Raw genomic sequence first — 24,661 nt, 5'->3', positions numbered from 1 at the left:
CTCGAACCGGTACCTGCAACCGAGGCCGCGAAGCCGGCCCGCACCGACATGTCCATCGCCGAGGTCCGGCAGTGGCTGCGCAACTGGGTTGCCAAGGCCACCGGCCAATCACCCGACGCGGTGGACGAGGCCACCCCCATGGTGGAGCTGGGCCTGTCCTCGCGTGACGCGGTGGCGATGGCCGCCGACATCGAGGACGCCACCGGCGTCACCGTCTCGATCGCGGCCGCCTTCGAGCACCCGACAATCGAGTCGCTGGCCACCTGGATCGTCGAGGGCGACCCCGCGCTCGACACCGACGACACCGACGAGGCCGATTGGACCCGCACCGGTCCGGTCGACCGGGTCGATATCGCCGTCGTGGGCTTGGCGACCCGCCTGCCCGGCGACATGAACTCACCCGACGAGACGTGGGCCGCGCTGTTGGAGGGACGCGACGCGATCACCGACCTGCCCGAGGACCGCTGGTCGGAGTTCAAGGAAGAGCCGCGGCTGGCCGAGATGATCGCGAAGGCCCGCACCCGCGGTGGATACGTCTCCGACATCAAGGGTTTCGACTCGGAGTTCTTCGCGCTGTCCAAGACCGAGGCCGACAACATCGACCCGCAGCAGCGGATGACGCTCGAGCTCACCTGGGAAGCTCTGGAGCACGCCCGCATCCCGGCATCCAGCCTGCGCGGCGAGTCCGTCGGCGTTTTCGTCGGCACCTCGGTGATGGACTACAGCTACCTGGCGATGTCGGACCCGACCGTCGCCCACCCCTACGCGATCACCGGTACGGCGAGCTCGATTGTGGCAAACCGGGTTTCGTACTTCTTCGATTTCCACGGCCCGTCGGTCGCGGTGGACACCGCGTGTTCGAGCTCGCTGGTCGCCACTCACCAGGCCGTGCAGGCGCTGCGCAGCGGCGAGTGCGACGTGGCGATGGCCGGCGGTGTCAACGCGCTGATCACCCCCGCGGTCACGCTCGGTTTCGACGAGATTGGTCAGGTGCTTTCGCCGGACGGCCGGATCAAGTCGTTCTCGGCCGACGCCGACGGTTACACCCGCTCCGAGGGCGGGGCGATGTTGGTGCTCAAGCGCGTCGACGACGCCCGCCGCGACGGTGATCAGATCCTCGCGGTGATCGCGGGCAGCGCGGTCAACCATGACGGCCGGTCCAACGGCCTCATCGCGCCCAATCCCGACGCCCAGGCCGACGTGCTGCGCCGGGCCTACAAGGACGCCGGCATCAACCCGCGCACGATCGACTACGTCGAGGCGCACGGCACCGGCACCGTGCTGGGTGACCCGATCGAAGCCCAGGCACTGGGCCGGGTGGTCGGCCGTGGCCGGCCCGCTGACAAGCCGTTGCTGCTCGGCGCGATCAAAACCAATGTCGGACACATGGAATCGGCCGCCGGTGCGGCGAGCCTGTCCAAGATGGTGCTGGCCTTGCAGCATGACAAGCTGCCGCCGTCGATCAACTACGCCGGGCCCAATCCGTACATCGACTTCGAGGCGTCGCGCCTGAAAGTGCTTGACACGGTGAGTGACTGGCCCCGCTACGGCGGTTACGCCGTCGCCGGTGTGTCCAGCTTCGGCTTCGGTGGCGCCAACGCGCACGTGGTGCTCCGGGAGGTGCTGCCGCGTGATGTGGTCGAGCGGGAATCCGAGGCGGAACCCGAAAAGCAGACGGACGCAGCGGCATCCGACGAGCACGTCGAACTCGTCGGAGGCATGCGGTTCGACGAGTACGGCGAGTTCATCGAGGACAGCCCGAAGGCGGCCGACGACGAGTACGAACTGCCCGGCATCACGGACGAAGCGCGGCGCCTCAAAGCAATCGCGCTCGAAGAGTTGGCTGCCGAGGAGACGCCGTTGCCGGTGGTGCCCCTGGCAGTGTCGGCCTTCCTGACGTCACGCAAGCGGGCCGCCGCGGCCGAACTGGCCGATTGGATGGAATCGCCGGAGGGGCAAGCGTCTTCGCTGGAATCGATCGGCCGCGCGCTGTCGCGCCGCAACCATGGCCGCTCCCGTGCGGTGGTGTTGGCGCACGATCACGAGGAAGCGATCAAGGGTCTGCGGGCCCTGGCCGAAGGCAAGCAGAAGCCCTACGTGTTCAGCACGGACGGCCCGGCCACCAACGGCCCGGTGTGGGCGATGGCGGGCTTCGGTGCGCAGCACCGCAAGATGGGCAAGAATCTTTACCTGCGCAACGAGATCTTTGCCGAGTGGATCGATAAGGTCGACTCGCTGATCCAGGACGAGCGCGGCTACTCGATTCTCGAGTTGATCCTCGACGACTCGGTCGACTACGGCATCGAGACCAGTAACGTCGTCATTTTCGCCATCCAGATCGGGCTGGGCGAGCTGCTCAAACATCACGGCGCGAAACCCGCTGCGGTGATTGGCCAATCGCTGGGCGAGCCGGCGTCGGCGTACTTCGCCGGTGGCCTGTCGCTGGCCGACGCTACCCGGGTGATCTGCTCGCGCTCGCACCTGATGGGTGAGGGCGAGGCGATGCTCTTCGGTGAGTACATCCGGTTCATGGCGCTGGTCGAGTACTCCGCCGACGAACTCAAGACGGTGTTCGGTGACTTCCCCGGCCTGGAGGTGTGCGTCTACGCCGCGCCCAGCCAGACCGTGATCGGTGGCCCGCCGGACCAGATCGACGCGATCGTCGCCCGCGCCGAGGCGGAAGGCCGCTTCGCGCGCAAACTCCAGACCAAGGGCGCCGGCCACACCTCGCAGATGGACCCGCTGCTCGGCGAGTTCTCCGCTGAGCTGCAAGGTATTTCGCCGCACACCCCGCAGGTCGGGATCTTCTCGACGGTGCACGAGGGCACCTTCATCCGGCCTGGCGGCGAGCCGATCCACGACGTGGCCTACTGGCTCAAGGGCATGCGGCACTCGGTGTACTTCACCCACGGCGTCCGCAATGCCGTCGACAACGGGTACACCACCTTCCTGGAGCTCGCACCTAACCCGGTTGCGTTGATGCAGATCGGCCTGACCACCGCGGCCGCGGGATTGCCTGATGCGCAGTTGATTCCGACGTTGGCGCGCAAGCAGGACGACGTCGAGTCGATGATCTCGGCGATGGCGCAGCTGTTCGTTCACGGCCACGATCTCGACATCCGCACGCTGTTCAGTCGCGCCTCTGGCCCGGGTGACTACGCGAACATCCCGCCGACACGGTTCAAGCGCAAGGAGCACTGGCTCAACGCGCACTTCTCCGGTGACGGCTCGGTGCTGATGCCGGGCACGCACGTCGCGCTGCCGGACGGCCGGCATGTGTGGGAGTACGCGCCACGCGGTGAGATCGACCTGGCCGCGCTGGTGAAAGCCGCTGCCACACAAGTGCTTCCCGACGCGGTGTTGACCGCATCCGAGCAACGCGCGGTGGCTGCCGAGAACGCCCGGCTGGTGACCACGCTGACCCGCCACCCCGGTGGCGCGTCGGTACAGGTCCACGCCCGCATCGACGAGTCTTTCACGCTGGTCTACGACGCCTTGGTGTCGCGGGCCGGGCAGTCCTCGGTCTTGCCGACGGCCGTTGGTGCGGGATCAGCGATCGCGGGGGCGGTCACTGCGGCGCCGGAACCGGTCGCCGACGAGCCCGAAGCCGAGATCGTGACCGACAGCCTGACCGCCCGTCAGGTGGGTGCGTTGGCGCGCTGGTCGCCGGATTCCGGTGAGTCCGTACGCGATCGGCTCGCCGCGATCGTGTCGATGGCGATGGGGTACGAGCCCGAGGACCTCCCCTGGGAGGTGCCGCTGGTCGAGCTGGGGCTGGACTCGATGATGGCCGTCCGGATCAAGAACCGCGTCGAATACGACTTCGACCTGCCGCCGATCCAGCTGCAGGCCGTCCGCGACGCCAACCTGTACAACATCGAGCAGCTGATTCAGTACGCGGTCGACCACCGCGACGAAGTGCAGGAGTTGCACGAGCACCAGAAGACCCAGACTCCCGAGGAGATCGCCGCGGAGCAGGCCGCTCTGCTGTCGGGTGCGACGGTGTCGTCGGTGGCCGCGCCGGCGGCGGACCCGCAAGCCGAGCCGGAGACGCAAGCCCAGCCCGAGCCGCAACCCGAGGCGGCCGCGCCGATTCCGCCTCCTCCGACTGACCCCTCGGGCCCGGGTGCGGCCGGTAACGGCGTGAGCAAGGCGACTGCCGCCGCGGCCGCCGCCAAGGTTCTGACCTCCGAAGCGGTGACCGAGGCGCTTGGCGCCGACGTCCCACCGCGAGACGCCGCTGAGCGGGTCACGTTCGCGACGTGGGCGATTGTCACCGGCAAATCGCCGGGCGGCATCTTCAATCCGTTGCCCAAGCTCGACGATTCGGCCGCTACCAAGCTGGCCGAGCGGCTCTCTGAGCGCGCCGAAGGCACCATCACCGTCGACGACGTGAAGTCGGCAACGACCATCGAAGGCCTCGCGAGCATCGTGCGCGACCAGCTCGAGGAAGGCGTGGTCGACGGTTTCGTCCGCACCCTGCGGGCGCCGCAGGACGGCAGCACGAAGGATCCGCTGTTCGTGTTCCATCCGGCCGGCGGGTCCACCGTCGTGTACGAGCCGCTGATGAAGCGACTGCCGGCCGACGTCCCGGTGTACGGCTTCGAGCGGGTGGAGGGCTCCATCGAGGAGCGCGCCGCCGAGTACGTGCCGAAGCTGTTGGAAATGCACGACGGCCCGTTCCAGCTGGCCGGCTGGTCGCTGGGCGGCGCGCTGGCCTACGCCTGCGCGATCGGACTCAAACGAGCTGGCGCGGACGTCCGTTTTGTCGGCCTGATCGACTTGGTCCTGCCCGGCGAGCCGATCGACCAGAGTCAAGCCGGCATGCGCGCGCGGTGGGACCGCTACGCCCGCTTCGCCGAACGCACGTTCAACGTCGAGATTCCGGAGATCCCCTACGAGGAGCTGGAAAAGCTCGACGACGAGGGCCAGGTGAAGTTCGTGCTGGACGTCGTCGCGCAGAGCGGCGTGCAGATCCCGGGCGGCATCATCGAACACCAGCGCACGTCGTACCTGGACAATCGGGCCCTGGACACTATCGAGATCCAGCCCTACGACGGCCATGTCGTGTTGTACATGGCCGACCGCTACCACGACGACGCCATCGTGTTCGAGCCCGCCTACGCCACCCGCAAGCCGGACGGTGGGTGGGGCGAGTATGTCTCCGACTTGGAGATCGTGCACATTGGTGGCGAGCACATCCAAGCCATCGACGAGCCGATCATCGCCAAGGTCGGTGCGCATATGACCCAGGCGCTCAACAAGCTTCACGCCGAGCAGAAAGAGGGCTAAGTGACCACCAAGACCACCGCCGAGCTGCTGACCGAACTACGCGAGAAGCTGGAGCTGGCGAAGGAGCCTGGTGATCCGAAAGCCATAGCGCGGCGCGACAAGAAGGGCATTCCGAGCGCCCGCGCCCGAATCCATGCCTTGCTCGACCCGGGCAGCTTCCTGGAGATCGGCGCGCTGGCTCGCACGCCGGGCGACCCGAACGCGCTTTACGGCGACGGCGTCGTTACCGGCCACGGCCGGATCAACGGCCGGCCGGTCGCGGTGTTCAGCCACGACCAGACCGTGTTCCAGGGCTCGGTCGGTGAGATGTTCGGCCGCAAGGTGGCCAAGCTGATGGATTGGGTGGCCATGGTCGGCTGCCCGATCATCGGCATCAACGACTCGGCCGGCGCGCGGATCCAGGACGCGGTGACCTCGCTAGCCTGGTACGCCGAGCTGGGCCGCCGCCACGAGATGCTGCGCGGCCTGGTCCCGGAGATCTCCATCATCCTCGGCAAATGTGCTGGGGGAGCGGTCTATTCGCCGATCCAGACCGACCTGCTGGTGGCGGTCCGCGACCAGGGCTACATGTTCATCACCGGCCCGGATGTCATCAAGGACGTCACCGGCGAGGACGTGACCTTCGACGAGTTGGGCGGCGCCGACGTGCAGGCCCAGCGCGGCAACATCCACAAGGTGGTCGAGGACGAGGCCGCGGCTTTCCAGTACGTGCGGGATTACCTGTCGTTCCTGCCGGACAACACGTTTGGCGACGGGCCGATCGTCAACCCGGGCCTCGAGCCGGAGATCACACCGACCGACCTCGAGCTCGACACGATCGTGCCCGACGCCGACAACACGGCGTACGACATGCACGAGATCCTGCTGCGGATCTTCGACGACGGCGACGTCTTCGAGATCGCCGACCAGCGCGGCCCGGCCATCATCACCGCGTTCGCCCGCGTCGACGGGCGATCGGTCGGCGTGATCGCCAACCAGCCGATGGTGATGTCCGGGGCGGTCGACAGCGAGGCATCGGACAAGGCATCCAGCTTCATCCGGTTCTGCGACTCCTACAACCTGCCGCTGGTTTTCGTGGTGGACACCCCGGGCGCGATGCCCGGTGTCGCGGAGGAGAAGAACGGGATCATCAAGCGCGGCGGCCGGTTCTTCAACGCGGTCGTGGAAGCCGACGTGCCGAAGGTGACGATCGTCGTCCGCAAGGCGTACGGCGGTGGGTACGCGGTGATGGGTTCCAAGCAGCTGTCCGCCGATTTGAACTTCGCCTGGCCCACCGCGCGGATCGCGGTGATCGGGGCTGATGGTGCCGCGCAGCTTTTGGTGAAGCGGTTCCCGGACCCCAACGCCCCTGAGGTGCAACAGATCAAGAAGGACTTCATCGAGGGCTACAACCTCAATATGGCGATCCCGTGGATCGCGGCTGAACGTGGCTACATCGACGGCGTCATCGAGCCGCACGAAACTCGGCTGCTGCTGCGCAAGTCGCTACATCTGTTGCGGGAGAAGCAGATTCACTGGCGTACCCAGCGCAAGCACGGCCTGACGCCGATTTAGACGCTCGCCGTCAGACCCCCGGATCTCGCCGGCGCTGACTGTGTAGCTAGTAAGGGTCGAAATCGCGAAATCACGGCTATAACCTGCACAGTCGGTGCACTGCGGACATATAGGGCCGTCAGACGCTCGCCTTGAAGTCGGAGGTGTAGAACTCCTGCGGGCTCTGCGAGTACGGATTCGCTTGCCGAATGAACAGCCACACGCCGGTCGTGCCCGAACGCAGGCCGTCGCTGACCGTGGTGTTGGCGATGCCGGCACCGTCGGTGTTCAGCGAGCCGACGGCGACCCCGGGGCCGGGACCGTCGCATGGCGCATTTGAAGCCCGAGGCGCCTGGATGAGAGCGACGTCGTAGTGCGTGTTCGGCGCGCCAGGCTCGGCGAAGTGCACGTCGGCCGATACTGAGCCGCCGTTGTTGTGGATGACTGCGGTTGCCGACGCGCGGTCGGTCGACGCCCGATCGGGGATCGGGGTGAAGTCGCAGGCGCGCAGGATGCTGCGCATCGGGACCACCGTGCCGCCGTCCGCCCAGGACGGCCCGGTTGGGCCAGGAACCACTGTCCCGGCCAGCGCGACCGCGACGGGCGCCGCGCAGCGGGCCAGGATGTTAAAAGACATGTGTCAAGTATCGCGGTCGTCGGCTCCAGGACACCATGGCGGCCAGCGGAGATATGCGTTACACACAGCGCGCTAATGTGACACGCGTCTCACTCGTCCTGCTTTTGAACCTTCTCGCCGGACTCGGTCGACTCCCGGAGTTCCTTTTTTGCCTTCGCGGCTTCGTCCGCGTAGTCCTTGACGGATTCGTCGCCTTCTTCAGCTCGCATCATCGCCTCCTCCTGTGCGTCAGCAACGCCTACCCGCGATCCTCGGCGCCGAATCATCGGCCCGTGGTGGTTCGCGCTGCACCCAGACGTGCAAAAGGGCGGCAGGGCCGAAGCCCTTGCCGCCCAATCGCTTAGGTTACTGTGCAGACTTCTCGCGAGCCTCAGCCGCCTTCTCTGCGCCTCGCGCGGACGCGGCTTCTGCTTCCTTCTTCGCGACGTCGCGAGCGGCGCGCGCCTTGTCCTGCTGGGCGCGACCCTCCTCGCGGAGGCCATCACGGTTCAAGACGATTCCGAGGATTTCTTTAGCCTTGCCGAGGACGTCTTCGACGATGCCTCGGACGAGTTCTTCAGGTCCACTTGCCACGTTCGTTCCTCTCTTCTCAGGGGCGGGATGTGTAGCTCATACCCGCCACCGCCGGAGAACCCACGCGTTGTGACCTGTCCCGAGTGTGATGCCGCTCACCGCTACGGCTTGATACGGATCTTTCCGGGTGACCACCAGCCAAAATGCGTTGCCGTACCGAGGTCCAGCCGCGCCGGGGGCGCGTCGACCAAGGTGTCGAATTTTCGCAGTGAGCCCCAGTCGCGGGCCCAGTCGTGGGACAGATACGTGGCCATCACGTGGGCGCGCAGCAGCAGGTCGGTGATGCCCAGCAGGCCACCGTTGACGCCGTCTTCCCAGGTGTCGGTGTCCATCTTCTTAGCGGTGTAGTCGGGCGTGATGCGGAACTTCGGAATGTCGGTGACGCCGTTGGCGTGCAGCATCGGTTGCTGGCACGGGAACGCCAATCCGACCGCCCAGTCCAGCAGCACCGGCTGCGTCGACCCGACGTACTCCTGCACCGAGCGCAGTTCGGGCACCCGCGGCGGCGTCACGGCTATCCAGTCTTCTGGCGTCAGTGACAGGTCTTCGGCGATCACCCGGACCGCGACGGCGTCCGAAGGGATCCAGGATCGGGGGTAGCGCAGGTTGCGCCACGCCTTCGGCTGCTCGCCGTAGAGGTCGTCGGGCACCAGCCGGCCTGCCGGCACCACGTCGCCGTTCGGTCCGGGCTTGCCGTACTCGAGGACCACGGTCTGGCCGTCGGTGTGGTGATGCAGCACGCTGTTGCCCGCGATCTTGCCAGCGGCGGTCACCACCACCAGGGGATGAGCGCTGTCGGCGGGCGGCAGCTGATACCACGCCGAGGCCAGTTTGCTCTGCTGCTGCGCGTCGGTGGTGTAACTGCCCAGCACCGGAACCCGTTGCGGGTCAAGGCCATACGGCAGCGGCACCGTCGAGCCATTGATACCCGCCGCCGGCGTTTTCACCGGAGCGTCCCAGTCGTAGTCGGTGCCCGGCTGGTTCGGATGCATCACCACGGCCTCGGCGACGGTGTGGTCCGGCACGCCGTTCGGTGTGAAGCCGACCGGGTTGGTCCCGCCCAACGGGCCCAGTTCCCCGTAATTGCCGGGTCCCGGCGTCATGAAGCCGACGTTCGGGTCGGGTTCCACGAGGACGTCGTCGGCCAGCCCGCATCCGCCGGCGAATGCCCGGATGTTCGACGATCCGTTGGAGAACGTCGGGTACTGCCGGACGATGCCGATCGTCATCGAGGCGACGAACACCAGCGCCATGAAACCGGCGGCGAGCGGGATGGGCGCGGCGGTCAGCGCCCGGGCGACCGTGCCTTCGCCGCGATCACGAGGCGCGAAGTGCAACCAGGCCGCGTAGAGCGCCACCACCACGAACAGCGCGAAAAACATTGTGCTGATGCTGATTCCGGCGATCTTCGGCATCGCCGCGTTGAACGGGACGCCGTAACTCGACACGTACCACCAGCCGTTGGTGGTGGCGAAGCACAGCGCCAGCAGGAACAGCAGCGCGGCCAGGAATGCCATTCGGTTACGCGACCAGCGCAGCACGGCCGGCGACACCAGCGTCGTGGTCAATGCGGCCATCGCCGCGCCCACCGCGGCGAACAGCCCGAAGTGGTGCACCCACTTGGTCGGGGTGAACATCAGGAAGAACATGGTGCCGAAGATGACGCCCATCAGCCGCCAGGCCGGGCCGCGCGCCACGCCGCGAACCCGCTTGCGCCGCAACATGATGAACACCGCAGTAAACAGGCACAGTGCGGTGATCAGGAAACCGAACCGGCGCGACAGCGAACCGTCGACGGTGGGCAGAATCAGATAGTAGTAGCGCAGGTTCTCGGTGTACCAGGCCTGGCTGGGCCCAATCGCGGTGCGAATTCTGGTGGCTTCCAACACCGTCGACAGCGTCTGGTCGGCGAACACCACCGTGAGGATCACCGTGCCGGCCGCCAGCATCGGGGCGACCAGCGGCCAGGTGCCGACCACCCGATGGCGGCGGACCAGGATTCGCAGGATCGGACGACCACCGGCGACCAACGCGGCCACCGCGATCAGACCGGTCGGCTGCACGCCGAGGGTGAACGCCGCGGTGATCACCGCCAGCGCCGCCGGCGTCAGTCGGCTGTACCGCATGGACCGCTCGATCAGCACATAGGTGATCAGCGAGCCGACGGCGATGATCGGCTCGGGTCGCAAGCCGTTGTCGAACGGCATCCACGCGGTCAGCAGGACCAGGCCGGCCGCCCAGTTCGCGGCTTTGCTGTGCGTGACGGCGGGTCCCAACCGGGGCAGCACCTCACGGGACAGCAGCAGCCAACAGACCAGACCAGCGACCAAGTCGGGCAACCGCATCCACAGGCTCGAGTCGCTGACATGGGTCATGTAGGCCAGCAGGTTGTAGTACCAACCGAACGGGTCCTCCGGGCTGCCGAACCAGCGGAAGTAGTTGGACATGTAGCCGGCCCGGTCGGCGACCCGGGCCATGCCCAAGATGTATCCGTCGTCGGAGGAGTTCGCCCCGATCACCCACCACAACAGGAACCCGAAGATGATCGTGGCGTCGGCGAGGGTGAACGTCCGCCAATTCGCCGGTATCCACCGGCGCATGCGGTGACCGTCCAACTGGTCCAGGCGCCACAGCGCGATCAGCGCGACGATCGTTGCCAGGACTGCCCCGATCATCGCGACGAGCTTCAGCGTGGTCGGCGTGGTGGAGAACCGGGTGTCGATGGTCGCCGACATCGTCAGCCCCGGCGGCGCGGGCCCAACCAGATCGGTGAACACCCCGACGATCTGCGGACGCAGATTGGGGTCGGGGTAGCCGCTGCGCAACTCCTTGCCGCTGGCGTCTTTCAGCCCGACGAAGGTGGCGTAGGTGCCGGCCGTCGTCGAGGTGACGTCGATGTGCTGGCATTGCGCGGATTCCACCTGGTCGCGCGGCACCGACAGGATCACCACGTTGCGGTCGGTGACGTCGACCCGCTGTTTGTTGACGACGATGAACAGCGCTTGAAGGTTGGCGTCCTTGCCTTTTCGCGGCGCGGTACCGAGCACCACCCCGCCGTCGGCCGGCAGGCGGCGGACGATCTCACACGGCGCCGTGGCGTGGAAGTCGACGGGCGTCAGCGAAATCAGCGGCGCCGTCACGCTTTTCAGCTGACCATCCTGCGGCCAGTTCAAGTCAGCGGTGGTCTGCACGACCGGCAGCAACGGGGTGGCCACCGACAGCAGGAAGCCGATCAGGCCGGCGATGGTGGCGACCCAACGCGTCGCCTTGACGTTGTCTGTCTGTGCGGTCACGGAAGTGCTCGAATCGGTCCTTGTCGGCTCCAGCCGTACACGGTGCTGACGCCCTGTTCGACGGCGGCCAGCGGGGCAACGTCATTCGGCAGCCAGCGGTGGTACTGCTCGACCTGACCCCAGTCGCGGTACCAATCGCCGTTCAAATAGGTGGGCACGGTCGACGTCCACATCAGTGCCTGGGTGAACAGGAACGGGCCGCCCGACTTGGACGCCTGCCACAGGTTCGACGACGCCGAGGTCTGCTTGTGGTCGGGCTGGATGCGGTACTCGGGCAACTCGGCGATGCCGAGGTGCTCCGAAAAAGGGCGCTGGCACGGGAAATTCGCGGCCGTCGCGATGTCCATCAGCACCGGCTTCTGCGGCCCGATCAGCTGCTGCAGGGTCTTCATCACCGGCACCCGCGGCGGGGTGAACGCGAACCACTGGTCCTCGCTGAGGTTCGGGTCGTAGGCGACGATCCGGGCGACGTTGGCCTCCGGCGGCGCCCAGCTCGTCGGGAAGCGCAGGTTGCGCCAGGCCGGCTGCGGGCCGATGTCGATGGGGAACATCAGGCCGAGCGGTTGGACACTACCGTCGGGTTTGGTTGCGCCCCACTGCAATCGGAGCGACTGGCCGTACATGAAGTCGCCGTCCTCTTTGTACGACCAGATGGCCCCCGAGGCGGCGACGACGACCAGCGGCCGGTCCGGTGTGCGGGGCGGCAGCTGGTACCACGCCGAGGTGGCGGTGGCGGCGCGGGCGTTCTCGCCGTAGCTGCCCATCACCGGCGTGCGGGCCGGGTCGAGGCCGAACGGCAGCGCGGCCTGCGAGCCGTTGACGCCCTTGGGTCCCTTGCCGCCGGCGGTGCCGGCCGAGTCGGTGATCGAGGCGTTCGGCTTGTTGGGCGACGCGTCGGAGTTCACCACGCCGGGTTTGGTCACTACCGGGTCGGACTGCAGGTTGTCGCCGACGCCCTGCGGCGTGAAACCGACCGGGTTGTCGCCGCCCAGCGGCCCGTCCGGGCCGAACTTCTGACCCGGAACCGGTTGCAGCATGCCCTCATTCGGGTCGGGCTCGGCCAGCAGGTCGTCGGCCATCGCGCAACTGGACGATGAGAGCCCAGAGGCGATGGCGGCAAAGTTGGCCTTACCGGTGGTGTACATCGGGTAGCGCAGCACAGCACCTTTGCCCAGCGACGCGACCTCGCCGAAGACCATGATCGCCGCGACCACCAGCAGCGGCGTCGAGGCCAGCACGCGGTTGCGGCGGGTGTCGGCCACTTCGGTGTGCCCGGCGTAGTCCATCCGGAAGTGCTGCCAGGCGGCGAGCAGCCCAGTGGCGATCGACAGCGCCAGGAACATCGACGTCACCGGGTGGCTCGCGATCACCGGCTGAATGTCGTACCAGGGGACGCCGTAGTTGTTGACGTAGAACCAGCCGTTGATGCCCGACGTCGCCCACGCCAGCATGAACAGCAGCGCGGTCACATACAGCGTCAGGTTCCGTCGGTTGTGCAGGCCGATCCGGGCCAGCGCGTACGCCGTGACGGCGCCGAGGGCGCCGGCAAGCCCGGCGAATGCGCCGAACTGAATCGCCCACTTGGTGGGTGTGAAGTGCAGCAGCAGCAGGCCGATCGCGGTTGTGCCGATCAGCCGCCAGGCCGGCCCGCCGGCCACGCCTGGCACCTTGCCGCGGCGAAGCAGAATGACCAGCACACCGAACAGGCAGAGCAGCATGATCAGCACCGCGAAGCGGCGCGTCATCGAGCCTTCTGCATTGCTCTCCACCGTGAGGAAGTAGTAGCGCAGGAATTCCTGATACCAGGCAATGGTCGGGCCGACCTTGTACTTGATCCGCGCCGCCTCGGCGACGGTGGCCAGCGTCTGCGACCGGAAAACGACGACGATGATCAGCGACAACGAAGCGGCCAGCACCGCCAAGGGGGCGAGTAAGCCGTCAGTGGCTTTGCGCCGCATGATGATTCGTGCGATCGGTCGGGCAGCGGCCAACAACGCCGCGACGGCAATCAGGCCCTGCGGCGCCAGCGTCGCGGACAACATCGCCACGATGATCGCCAGTGCGGCCGGCACCAGCCGACGGGTGGCGATCGCAGTCTCGGCCAGCACCCAGGTGGCGACCACGCCTAGCGCGATCAGCGGTTCGGGCCGTAGTCCGTTGTTGAACGGCAGCCACGCCGCCAGGAACACCGCGGCCGCCGTCCACACCGCAATACGGTTGCTGCCCAGACTGCCTCGGCCAGGCCCCAGCCGCCGCAGCATGTACCGGCTGATGATCAGCCAGGTGCCGATCGCAGCCAGCGTCGCGGGCAGTCGCATCCACACGCCGGCCGTGCTTACCGCCGCCAGCCGGGCGAGCACCGACTGATACCAGTCGAACGGCGCCTCGGCGGCGCCGAAGTAGCGGTAGTAATTGGCCACATAGCCGGCCTGCCCGGAGACCCGGGCCATGGTCAGGTTGTAACCGTCGTCCGACGACGTCGCGCCGATCACGTGCCAGAGCAGCAGCGTGCCGATCACTCCGGCGTCCGCCAGCCATGTGGTGAGGCCGCCAGAAAAGAGGTGCCGCCAGTTACGCGGCGTCCGGTGTCCCGACCGCCGATCGAGGACGCCGAGCGCGACGATCGACGCCAGCACCGCGAGCACGCCCAGCGCCATCACCGCCGTCTTCAGCAGCGTGGGAGCCACGATGAAGCGGGTGTCGACGTCGATGCGCGCCGACAACCCGGGTTGAGCGGGCACCGTCAGATCGGTGAAGATCCCGCCGACCGCAGGCTTCTTCTCCGGGGTCAACGTGCCGGCCGCGCCGGGAATCCCGGCGAAGTCCGCGTGGGCGCCGGCCGCGTCTGCCCAGATGTGCAAGGCGCTGCACGCGCCCGCGGCGATCGCGGACCTGGGCGCGGCAGCGGCGACCGAATCGCGGAACGCGACGGTGACGGAGTCCTTGTTGGCCCGGACGAACAGGCCGTTCTTCCCGGTCTCGAATCCGGCCACCGGGAGCGTCGACACCACCAGGCCGCCGTCGGCGGGCAGCGTGGCGATCGCGGAGCACGGAATCGAGATGTCCAGTGCGCGGGGGGCGCCGGACACCAACGGCGCGGTGATGTCGGTGATGTGCCCGTCTTTGAGGCCCTGCGGCCACAGCACGGTCGCCGTCGTCTGCTTGACGGGAAGTAGTGGAACCAGCGCGCAGAGCAGCGCGCCGGCGATTCCCGCGACGATGGCGACCAGTCGGGCGAGCCGAATCGAGGATCGCTGACTGTCGTCATGGGGCACGAGGGACGATGGTAGGCGACTCTCCTGGGGTAGCTGCGGAGGTAACCGGATTGCGCGGCGCTCCCGTCAGGAACGAATGACCGCGGCCCTGCGCTTCGCTCGGTCGGGCAACAATCCGTTAACGCGAGCCGCGGCGTCTCGCCGTCGAGTCGGATCCAGCGTTATCTCCCGGTTTGCAACCCGGCGGACCGGGGCATCAAAATGTGTCCAAAGATCCATATCGAATTCATAACAAGCGGGCCCGGCGATTGCGCACCTCAGCGCGCCAAACGGCCGGCTTTCTGCCGGTTCCCACGCTGCGCGCGGCGTCGGTGGGCGTTCGACTACCCGCACGAAAGATGGTTTAGTGAGTCAGCGGTGGTGAATTTAACGCAGGAGAAACAATCCACCACCGGCCATTGGCGTGAGTTGTGGAGCTCCCCCTATTCACGAACTACCGCTGTGGTCGCCGGGGGCGTGGTGCTGTATTCCACCAACGAGTTCCTGACGATCAGCATGCTGCCGAGCACGATCGACGAAATCGGCGGCGAGCGCATGTACGTGTGGGTGACAACGCTGTACCTCGTCGGGTCGGTGGTCGCCGCAGCATCGGTCAATGCGCTGCTGCACCGCATCGGTGCGTGCATCTCGTACTTGCTGGGCTTCGCGGTGCTGGCCGCCGGCAGCTTCGTCTGCGCGGCCGCCCCCAACATGGAAGTTTTGCTGGTCGGCCGGTTCTTCCAGGGGCTCTCGGGAGGCCTGCTCTGCGGCCTGAGTTTCGCGGTGATCAACGCGGTCCTGCCGCGAAGATTGTGGAGCCGGGGTAGCGCCCTGGCCGCCTCGACCTGGGGCATCGGTGCGCTACTGGGCCCGGCGCTGGGTGGATTGTTCGCCCAAATCGGGGCGTGGCGCTGGGCATTCGGCCTGCTGGCGATGCTGAGCGTGGCGATGTGCCTGTTGGCACCCGGCCTGCTCAGCGTGGACGGCTCCGAACAGCCCGACCGCGACTCGGCGCGCATCCCCGTCCCGTCCGTCGTACTGCTTGGCGCTGCCGCGCTGACGGTCAGCGTGGCGTCGGTGCCGCACAACAGACTGGCTACCGCGGGGCTGCTGATCGTCAGCGCGCTGCTGCTCGGCGCGTTCCTGGTGGTCGATCGCCGGATGGACACCGCGGTCCTGCCCGCCAGCGTCTATGGCTTCGGCCCGCTGAAATGGGTCTACCTGACGCTGGGTCTGCTGGTCGCCGCGACGAAAGTCGACTTGTACGTGCCGTTGTTCGGTCAGCGGCTGGCACACCTCGGACCGATCCTGGCCGGGCTGCTGGGCGCGGCGCTGTCGCTGGGCTGGACGATCAGCGGGCTGATCAGCGGATCGCTTAACAGGACCCGCACGATCGTCGCTGTCGTTGTCGGAGCACCGCTCCTGATGGGCGGTGGCTTGGCGGTGGCCGGCGTCACCCACGTGCAGAATGCGACCGCGGGCATCGTCATCCTGTGCGCGGTGGCGCTGCTCGCCGTCGGGGTCGGCATCGGCGCCGCGTGGCCGCATCTGTCCGCGTGGGCGATGAGTGACGTCGACGATCCCGCGGAAGGCGGCGCCGCCGCTACCGCGATCAACTCGGTCCAGCTGATCTTCGGCGCGTTCGGCGCCGGACTGGCTGGCGTCGTGGTCAATCTGGTCGACGGTGGTGGGGCCTCAGCGGCCCGTTGGGCCTTCGCCGTGTTCGCGCTTCTCGCGCTGACGGCGACCCTCACGGCGGTCCGCGCAGGTCGCCATCAGGTCGCATACTAGGCCGCTCAGCGACCCGGCGAGCGGGTGGCGTACGGAGGCAAACGCGCTTCAAACCGTTCACAGGCCACACACTCGGCACGGCCTTTGCGACGAACGGTTGGCTTGGTCCCTAACCTCGCAGCGGGGCCGGGCTCCACAGGCCGCTGCGGGTCGCCGACCCGAGGTCGAGGTGAGCGGGTCCGGCGTGCGGGTAGTAGGGCGTGAGTTGTTGCAGCGCCCCCCAGTCCCGAGACCAGTCATCCTTCAGGTACGTCGACACCGTCGCCGCGCGCACCAGCAATTCCGTCACGCCGAGCGGGCCGCCACCGTTCTTGTCCATCACCGGTGAGTTGGCTTCGGCACCGAACCGGTCCGGCAGGATGCGCCACTTGGGCACCTCGTCGACACCGTTCTGGTGGCCGAACGGCCGCTGGCACGGGAACGCCAGGCCGACAAGCCAGTCCAGCAGCACTGGGTCCGACGAGCCGACCACCTGTTGCAGAGTGCGCAGATGCGGGATCCGCGGCGGGGTGACGGCGATCCAGTGCATGGGGGCGAGGTCCTCGTCGGTGACGACGACGCGCACCTGGGTGGCGTCGGGCGGCAACTCGGAGAGCGGCGCGCGCAGGTTACGCCAGGCCGGCGCCGCGCCGACGTCGGCAAGACCGGCCGAGCCGCCGGGCTTGTTCTCGGCGGCCTGCTGGTCGTTGGCCCACTGGATCCGGACTTCGCCGTAGTTGAACCGGCCGGCGGCCGAGACCACCAACAGCGGACCGGACTGGTCGCGCGGTGGCAGCTTGTACCAGGCCGACCGCAGTCGCGCGGGCATCTGCACGCCGGCCCGCCAGCTGCCCATCACCGGGGTGTGGGCCGGGTCGAGGCCGTAGGGCAGCCGGGCGCGCGAGCCGTTGATCCCGCCCGCCGGCGTGGTGCCGCCCTCGTTGCCGGCCTCGCCGCTGGTGGTTTCGCCGTCGTCGCTGACGAAGCTGCGATCGCCAGGGCGCTCCATCACCGGGTCGGCGGACACCGAGGACGGAATGCCGTTGGCGTCGAAGCCCTCGGCGTAACCGTCCGCCAAAGCGCCCTTCTCGTCCCCGGAGACCGGCTTGAGCATGCCGGCGTTCGGGTCCTGCTCGACGAGCACGTCGGTCGCCAGGCCACACGTCTTACCGAGCAGCGCCTGCAGGTTGGACCGACCGACCGACCAGGCCGGGTACTGATCGGTCATTCCCAGCGTCAGCGAGAGCACTTGGAAGAACACCAGCGCCCAGGCGGCAATCCCCAACGGCGAGCGCATGATTGATCCCAGCCGTGACTCGGCGGGCGGATTGGCGTCGCTGTCGCTTTTGACGAAGTGCAACCAAGCGGCCAGCAGTGCAACCAGAATCGTCAATCCCAGGAAGCCGGTGGTGAACCCGAAGTGCCACTGCGGGAACGCATTTGACCACGGCACACCGAAGTTCGAGACATACCACCAACCGTTGACGCTGGCGAACGACAGCGCCACGACGAACAACACCACCGAGGCGAACAACGTCCGGTTGCGTCGCGAGCGCATCGCCGTCGCGGTCACCGCCACCGCGGCCAGTGCGCCCAGTGAACCGGCCAGCCCGGCGAAGACGCCGAAGTGGTGTGTCCACTTGGTGGGGGTGAACATCATCGCGATGAACGAGATCACCGTGATGCCGATGATGCGACGGCTGGGACCGGCCGCGGTGCCCGGGATTCGGCCCTTGCGCAACGTCATTGCGATCGCCACGCCAAGAGCGACCAGCAACACGAGCAGCGCGAAGCGCCGGGCGATCGACCCGTCGGGGCTGGCCATGAACAGCCGCTCGTAGCGGATGTGTTCGTCGAACCAGCTCAGGCTCGGACCCAGCGCCCGCTTGAGCGAGGTTGCCTGCATTTCGCCGGCGAGAGTCTGGTCGCGGAAAATCAAAATCGCGTTCACACTGACCGCGGCGAGGATCGGCGCCAGCAGCGGCAGCACACCGAACCGCCGCGAGCGGCGGTGGATGATCGTGCGCAGCGGGCCGACCGCCACCAGCAGCGCGCCGATCGAGGCGATGCCCGTCGGTCCGGAGAACAACGTCAGCGCGCCGATGATGCACGCCGCCGCCACCGGCAGCAGCCGGCTGGTGGCCACTGCACGCTCGACCGAGCACCAGGTCAACAAGATGCCCACCGCGATGATCGGCTCTGGTCGCAGGCCGTTGTCCAGCGGCAGCCATACCGCCAGGAACGTCCCGGCCGCCGTCCACGCCGCCGCGCGTGAGGTCTTGACCGCGTGACCCAGTCGCGGGATCACTTCCCGGCTGATCACCCACCAACAGGCCAGCGCCATGAGCAAGGTGGGCAGCCGCATCCAGATGCTCGCGGTGGTGACGTGCGCCCACAGCGCGAGCAGGTCGTAGTACCAGCCGAACGGCGCCTCCGGAGTGCCCAGCCAGCGGTAGTAATTGGCCATGTAGCCTGCGTGCTCGGAGACCCGGGCCATGGTCAGGATGTAGCCGTCGTCGGCGGTGTTGGCCCCGACAAAATGCCACCACACCAGGGTCAGGGTGACCAGCCCGTCCAGTCCGCTCAGCGACCACCAGCGCGGCGGCAGGAAGCGCCGGTGCCGGGTGCCGTCGGAGGTGTCCAGGATGTGCAGCGCCACCAGAGCCGCCAGGGTCAGCACGACGCCCAGCACCATCGCCGCCATCTTCAGCGGCGTCGGCGAACTGCTGTAGCGGGTGTCGATGGTGGCCGAGAACGTCAGCCCCGGCGGAGCCGGCCCAGTCAGGTCGGTGAAGACGCCGACGATCTGCGGCCGAAAGTCGTAGCCGCTGCGCTCACCGCGCAGTGGCGCGCCCGGGTGCTCGGCGTTGGGGCCCTGGGTGAGCCCGACGAACTCGCCGATCACCCGGTCGGCGTGGGCGGTGAACACCAGCCTCTGGCAGGCGGGGCTCAACACCTGGCTCAGCGGCGCGACCACCAGCGGCACATTGCGGACGACCAGCACCAGGTCGTCGTTGGCCCGCTCGATCAGCAGGCCGCGGTCAACCGCCTTGGGCGCCTGCTTGGGCACGGTCGACAGCAGCACGGTTTTGTTGGGGCCACCGAGGTCGGCGGCGGCCTGGCACGGGATGCTGATGTTGAGGTCGGTGGCGACGTAGCCGATCAGCGGGGCCTCGACGCTGCCGAGTACGCCGTTTTGGGGCCAGTTCAGTTGCGCGGTGGTCTGTTTGACCGGCAGCAGCGGCGTTGCGATGGCCAGCAGCGTGCCCAGTAGACCGGCGATGACGGCGACGTATCGGGCAGCCCGATAGCTCTTGTCCGGCGTGTCGTGGCTCGAGCGCGGCCCCTTCTGACCCTCCCGGATCGCACTGCTCTGCTTATCGTCGACGGCGCGGTCCACGGTGCGCCGCTCCTCCTCATCGCTTCGCTCTGCGTCGTCGACGGCGGGCACATGGCGCCGCTCCTCCTCATCGCTTCGCTCTGCGTCGTCGACGGCGGGCACATGGCGCCGCTCCTCCTCATCGCTTCGCTCTGCATCGTCGACGGCGGGCACATGGCGCCGCTCCTCCTCATCGCTTCGCTCTGCATCGTCGACGGCGCGGTCCACGGTGCTAGATGCTAGTTGCCCGGCATCGGTCCCCTCGGTAGCCATCAGGGTTTGCGAACGGCCAGAACGAAGGGCCCGACCTTGGTCACGCTGAACCGCGGATCGTCGAAAATCGCGGCGTTCAGCTCGACGGTGTAACGGCGCACGTTGGGCTGGTTCGGGTAGACGTCCTCGGCCAGTCGCAGGGTGTAGGTGCTGGCCGCGCCGGCCGCGCCGCCGTGGCGCATCAGGAACACGGTGGGCGGTGCCCACGGCAGGGTGTCCAGCGCGTGGACGAACGGATCGGCCGACTTGAGCTTCGCCCACTCCTTGATTGCGGCAGCCCGCTTGTCGAACTGCGCCAGCGGGTTGGCGTAGTGCGACGTCAGACTCTGGAAGCCGTAGTAGGGGTAGTAGGACAGGAAGCTGTAGTCGGCGGTCAACACCACCGTCTGGTCGCGGGGCCGACCGGTCGCCTGTGTGATCGCGGCGTCGATCTGCGAGTAGAACTTCTCCGAGCTGGGCGGGCGGCGGTCACCGCGCTGACCGTGGCCGTCGGTGTCGGTGTAGGCGATGGTCAGGTCGGGCCGCAGCACGTCGGGGATGTCCTGGCTGAACGCGATCGCTGCGGCCAGCCCGGTTGCCGCCGCGACCGGCAACCAAGCCCGATTCCGCTCGGCAAGCGCTCGAGTGACTTCGACAAAGCCGAAGACGCCAGCCGTGGCGAGCAACACCGTGAGGGTCGGCTGCAGCCGGAACGACAGCAACGTGGTGCGGGCCAGGGTGGCCAGCATCGACAGCAGCGACCACAGGTAGACGGCCAGCACGGCGATGGTCAGCCCGCCCGCGCGCACCGAGTCGTGCGCGCGGACTACTAGCCACAACGTCCCGAGCAGGCACAGCGCCCCCACCAATGTGAACGTCAGCATCGGAAAGGTCAGCGCTGCGCCGTCGGCCGGCAGGTAGTGAAAGGCGCTGCCGCTGTTGCTCACCGGGTCGTGGGCGGCGCGCAGCAGGAACGGCAACCAGGTGATGGACGCGCCCGCCGCCGCGATGGCGCCGATGAGGGCGAGCCGGACGAGTGGATCCAGCGCCGCTTTGAGGCCGTCGCGCCGGCGGGCCGCCGACAACGTCAGCGCCATCAACAGCACGGTGAATGCGCAGTAGGCCGGCAGCAGCGTGTAGCAGGTGGCGGCGGCGCCCAGGAACAGCCCGACGCCGACCACCGCGGCCCACCCGCCCGAGCGGACGCCGCCTCGCAGGCCCGACCACGCCAGGACCATCACTGGGGGTAGCAGCACGGTGATCATCGCCGAGTACGGCTCGGGGGAGCTGTAGGCCAGCGTCATCGCCGCTGTCGCGGCCGTGACGATCAGCGCGTACTCGAAGCGGATCATTCGTGACCACAGCACCATCGCGACCGCGATCGCGATGGTGATCGACGTGATCGCCCACGGCTTGAACGTCTCCCAGCCAGACGTGCCGGTCAGCGCGGCGACCCGGCCTCCGACCCAGAACCAGCCGGGCGGGTAAAAGGCCGGCAGGCCGAAATACGTCATGTCGTGCAGCGCGGGGCTGTCGGTGAGCCGCGTCAGGTATTCGGTGCGAAATTGCTGGTCGACCGAGATGCCGAACAGGTACAGCTTGGTCGCGCCCAGCGGCATGCCGAGCGTCACCACCGAAAACGCGGAGACGAACACCAGTGCCAAAGGCTGGGCCAGCCACCGCCATGTGCCGCGCCGCCACCACCAACCCACGCACAACAATCCGGCGATGCAGCCGACCTGGCCCACTGTGGTGAGCGCATGCAGCTGGTTCGACGACGGGAAGGCCGGCCACTGCACCCGGGCGATCGCGGTCAGCGACACCACCGAGACCGCCGCTGCGATCGCGACCGCGATCACCATGTGGCCGACGGTGGCCAGCGCATTGCGCATCTAGAGGGGCAACTTGCGGAAGATCGGCCGCGGAATGTGACGCAGCACGGTCATCAGGTAGCGAACCGGGCCCGGCGCCCAGACGAGTTCCTTGCCCTTTGCGGCCGAGGTCACCGCGAGCTCCGCGACGAATTCCTTGTCGACGGTGAACGGCGCCTCCTTGGCTCCGGTCGACTTCCAGTGCTCGAGGGTGGTGGAGGTGCGGACCTGACCCGGCCGGATGACCAGGACACGAACCCCGTAGTCGCGCAACGCTTCTCCGAGCCCGAGGTAGAAGCCGTCGAGCCCGGCCTTGGTGGAGCCGTAGACGAAGTTCGACCGGCGGACCCGCTCGCCGGCGACCGAGCTCATCGCGATGATGCGACCGAAGCCCTGCGCGCGCATCTTCTCGCCCAGCAGTACGCCGACGGAAACCGCTGCGGTGTAATTGACTTGGGCAATCTGGACCGCCTTGCGCTGGTCTTGCCAGAGCTCCTCGGCGTTGCCGAGCAATCCGAACGCGACGATCGCCACGTCGATATCCCCGCCGGCGAAGGCGGCGTCGATCACACTCGGGTGGGTCGCGGTGTCCACGCCGTCGAACTCGATCCACTCGACCGACTTGGCACCCGCGGCCTTCATCTGTGCGACGGCTTTGTCCTTGCCCGGATGGTTGGGCAGGTCGGCCAGCACGATTCGCGCGTGCGCGTTACGGAGGTAGCGCTCACAGATCGCCAGGCCGATCTCGGATGTGCCGCCCAGCAGCAGAATGGCCTGGGGGTTCCCCACGGCGTCAAGCACCATCTAAAGCAGCTCCAAACGTCGGGCCATGTCGGAGACGAACACTCCGGTCGGATCGACCTTGCGGCGCACCGCAATCCACTCGTCGATTCGGGGATACATGGCATGGAAATTGTCCGCGGTGGTCCGGGAATCCTTGGCCGTGTAGACCCGGCCGCCGAATTCCATGACACGGCTGTCGAGTTCGTTGAGGAATTCGTTGACACCCGGCTTGTTGGGGAAGTCCATCGCGACGTTCCAGCCCGCCATCGGGAAGCTCAGCGGAGCGCGGTTGCCCGGGCCGAAGAGCTTGAAGACGTTGAGGGCCGAGTAGTGGCCGCGAGTCTGGATCCAGCGGATGATCGCTTTGAACTCCTCGAGCGCATCCGGGGGCACGAGGAACTGGTGCTGCGCGAAACCCGTTGGCCCATAAGCATAATTCCAGCCGCTGACGAGATCCAGCATGTGGTAGAACTGCGACAAGTTCTGGACCTTGCCGGTGTAGGTGCCGCCGAGCCGGTAGTAGACCTCGCCGATCGCCGTGAACGACAATTTGTTCATTGCGCTGACCGGGAAGATATTTGGAACCGAAAGTAGTTGCGGCGCATCAAATTTCAACGGGTTTTTGGCCAGCTTCGGCGGTAGCTGATCCAGCTTGGCCAGGCTGCCGCGGCTGATCGCGGCGCGGCCGAGCTTGGGCGGCGGGCTGATCAGGTCGAACCAGGCGCTGGAGTACGTGTAGTTGTCCTCGGTGCCGTCGAGGTGGACCGCGACCGTCTCGTCGAGGTCATGTGTCGCGATGCCGTCGGCGATGAAGTAGGCGGTCTCGGTCGGTGTCATCTCGATCACCGCTCGCAGCACAATGCCGGTCAGCCCGTTGCCTCCGACGGTGGCCCAGAACAGCTCGGCGTCTTCCCCGTCCGGCGTGAGGTGGCGGATCTGGCCGTCGGCCGTGAGCAACTCCATCGAGACCACGTGGTTGCCGAAGCTGCCCGCGCTGTGGTGGTTCTTGCCGTGGATGTCGCAGGCGATCGCGCCGCCGACGGTGACTTGCCGGGTGCCGGGCAGCACCGGAACCCACAGCCCGAACGGCAGCGCCGCCTTCATCAACTGATCCAGGCTGACGCCGGCGTCGACGTCGGCCAGCCGGGTGTCGGATGCGATCGAGTGGATCCTGTTCAGCGGCGTCATGTCGATCACCAGACCACCGCCGTTTTGGGCGTTGTCACCGTAGGAGCGGCCCAGCCCGCGCGCGATCACACCCCGGCCTCCCGCGTCGGCGACCTGGCCGACCGCCTTGGCGATCAGCTCGGTGTCCCGCGTCGACAGCACCTCCGCGACCGACGGCGCGGTTCGGCCGAAGCCCGTCAGCCTGGTTCGTGTGGTGGGAATGTCGCTGCTCAACATCGTCAAAGAGGGTACCCGCCCGTGGGGTGCGGACCTTGCAGTCGTGGCGGTAGACAGTGCTTTCGTGACCTGACCGGCACCTACACTCGGGCGATGCGCTGCCGGGCCGTTAGCGCAGCCGGAAGATCACCGATCGCTGCACGACGAAGTTGATGACCGTCGCGGTGCCCTGCGCGATCACGAATGCGGCCGGCACCGCCCACGCGCTGTAGTGAAATAGCGCCAGGAAGCCGTGGTTCATGCCGACCTGTACGCAATAGGTGAGCCCGTACAGGGCCCAGACCGCGATCAGCCGCGAACGACTCGGCGGCGCTTGAAATGTCCAGCGCCGGTTGATCAGGTATGCCGTCGTCGTGCCCGCGATGAAACTGAGGGATTTAGCCAGGTCGACTTGCACGCCGAAGGCCTTGTACAGCAAGACGTACAGGCCGAAGTCGACGATCGCCGAAAACCCGCCGGTGACGATGAATCGCCACGCCTGTGTCTTCAGCGGCAATGGGGTGCTCGCCGCGATCTCAGCCATCGGCGCAGAGTCTACGGCGGCCTCGGTCCGCGAAACAGCAGCCATGGTCGTGGTTTTGCGCAGATCACAGCCCCGGTTTTCGTCTCGCGGCCAGAAG

General features: G+C 67.4%; 13 protein-coding genes. 3 read left to right on the top strand and 10 right to left on the bottom strand.

From position 1 onward, the window contains the following. Positions 1-48: 48 nt before the first annotated feature. Positions 49-5,292, top strand: coding sequence for a polyketide synthase Pks13 (pks13, locus tag MKK62_RS07800; protein ID WP_434085078.1), 5,244 nt, complete (start codon positions 49-51; stop codon positions 5,290-5,292). After that, entirely contained in the window at positions 5,293-6,846 is a 1,554-nt protein-coding gene (locus tag MKK62_RS07795; protein WP_240261615.1) for an acyl-CoA carboxylase subunit beta, read from the top strand. Positions 6,847-6,964: 118 nt separating this feature from the next. On the opposite strand, the gene MKK62_RS07790 is transcribed toward MKK62_RS07795, so the two are convergent. The 5 genes from MKK62_RS07790 to MKK62_RS07770 all read right to left on the bottom strand — a co-directional run bounded on the left by MKK62_RS07790 (position 6,965) and on the right by MKK62_RS07770 (position 14,603). Further along, the gene (locus MKK62_RS07790; RefSeq protein WP_240261616.1) at positions 6,965-7,462 is read right to left on the bottom strand and encodes a hypothetical protein; all 498 of its coding nucleotides are present in this window, start codon (positions 7,460-7,462) and stop codon (positions 6,965-6,967) included. Positions 7,463-7,551: 89 nt separating this feature from the next. Then, positions 7,552-7,674 carry a hypothetical protein gene (locus tag MKK62_RS07785; RefSeq protein WP_260060473.1) on the bottom strand — a complete coding sequence of 41 codons (123 nt, stop codon included), beginning with the start codon at positions 7,672-7,674 and terminating at the stop codon, positions 7,552-7,554. Between the two features lie 133 nt (positions 7,675-7,807). Next, entirely contained in the window at positions 7,808-8,035 is a 228-nt protein-coding gene (gene mbp1 / locus MKK62_RS07780; protein WP_240261617.1) for a microaggregate-binding protein 1, read from the bottom strand. Positions 8,036-8,136: 101 nt separating this feature from the next. Next, positions 8,137-11,328, bottom strand: coding sequence for an arabinosyltransferase domain-containing protein (locus tag MKK62_RS07775; RefSeq protein WP_240261618.1), 3,192 nt, complete (start codon positions 11,326-11,328; stop codon positions 8,137-8,139). After that, positions 11,325-14,603, bottom strand: a complete 3,279-nt coding sequence (locus MKK62_RS07770; RefSeq protein WP_240261619.1) for an arabinosyltransferase domain-containing protein — start codon at positions 14,601-14,603, stop codon at positions 11,325-11,327. Before MKK62_RS07770 ends, MKK62_RS07775 begins: the two co-directional genes overlap by 4 nt. Before the next feature lie 357 nt (positions 14,604-14,960). On the opposite strand from MKK62_RS07770, the gene MKK62_RS07765 reads away from it, so the two are divergent. Continuing rightward, positions 14,961-16,373: an MFS transporter gene (locus MKK62_RS07765; protein WP_240261620.1), complete on the top strand. Its 1,413-nt coding sequence runs from the start codon at positions 14,961-14,963 to the stop codon at positions 16,371-16,373. A 109-nt stretch (positions 16,374-16,482) separates the two neighbouring features. Here the strand turns inward: MKK62_RS07765 and MKK62_RS07760 are convergent, their stop codons facing one another. From MKK62_RS07760 to MKK62_RS07740, 5 genes are all read right to left on the bottom strand, one after another. Next, positions 16,483-19,716: an arabinosyltransferase domain-containing protein gene (locus MKK62_RS07760; RefSeq protein WP_240264249.1), complete on the bottom strand. Its 3,234-nt coding sequence runs from the start codon at positions 19,714-19,716 to the stop codon at positions 16,483-16,485. Between the two features lie 287 nt (positions 19,717-20,003). After that, positions 20,004-21,875: a galactan 5-O-arabinofuranosyltransferase gene (locus MKK62_RS07755; protein WP_240261621.1), complete on the bottom strand. Its 1,872-nt coding sequence runs from the start codon at positions 21,873-21,875 to the stop codon at positions 20,004-20,006. Next, positions 21,876-22,658, bottom strand: a complete 783-nt coding sequence (gene dprE2 / locus MKK62_RS07750; protein ID WP_240261622.1) for a decaprenylphospho-beta-D-erythro-pentofuranosid-2-ulose 2-reductase — start codon at positions 22,656-22,658, stop codon at positions 21,876-21,878. After that, on the bottom strand, positions 22,659-24,041 hold the full coding sequence (dprE1, locus tag MKK62_RS07745; RefSeq protein WP_240261623.1) for a decaprenylphosphoryl-beta-D-ribose oxidase: 1,383 nt from the start codon (positions 24,039-24,041) through the stop codon (positions 22,659-22,661). Positions 24,042-24,150: 109 nt separating this feature from the next. Beyond that, the gene (locus tag MKK62_RS07740; protein ID WP_240261624.1) at positions 24,151-24,564 is read right to left on the bottom strand and encodes a GtrA family protein; all 414 of its coding nucleotides are present in this window, start codon (positions 24,562-24,564) and stop codon (positions 24,151-24,153) included. Positions 24,565-24,661 lie beyond the last annotated feature (97 nt).

The sequence above is a fragment of the Mycobacterium paraterrae genome, from assembly GCF_022430545.2.
GTDB lineage: Bacteria > Actinomycetota > Actinomycetes > Mycobacteriales > Mycobacteriaceae > Mycobacterium > Mycobacterium paraterrae.
The sequence above is the reverse complement of the archived record's forward strand: the minus strand, read 5'-3'. Positions and strand labels throughout refer to the sequence as shown.

What these genes read in the sequence shown, in the direction of transcription:
- dprE1 (WP_240261623.1), bottom strand. Translation starts at nt 24,041, where the DNA reads ATGTTGAGCAGCGACATTCCCACCACACGAACCAGGCTGACGGGCTTC.
- MKK62_RS07785 (WP_260060473.1), bottom strand. Translation starts at nt 7,674, where the DNA reads ATGATGCGAGCTGAAGAAGGCGACGAATCCGTCAAGGACTACGCGGAC.
- MKK62_RS07790 (WP_240261616.1), bottom strand. Translation starts at nt 7,462, where the DNA reads ATGTCTTTTAACATCCTGGCCCGCTGCGCGGCGCCCGTCGCGGTCGCG.
- dprE2 (WP_240261622.1), bottom strand. Translation starts at nt 22,658, where the DNA reads ATGGTGCTTGACGCCGTGGGGAACCCCCAGGCCATTCTGCTGCTGGGC.
- MKK62_RS07755 (WP_240261621.1), bottom strand. Translation starts at nt 21,875, where the DNA reads ATGCGCAATGCGCTGGCCACCGTCGGCCACATGGTGATCGCGGTCGCG.
- MKK62_RS07740 (WP_240261624.1), bottom strand. Translation starts at nt 24,564, where the DNA reads ATGGCTGAGATCGCGGCGAGCACCCCATTGCCGCTGAAGACACAGGCG.
- pks13 (WP_434085078.1), top strand. Translation starts at nt 49, where the DNA reads ATGTCCATCGCCGAGGTCCGGCAGTGGCTGCGCAACTGGGTTGCCAAG.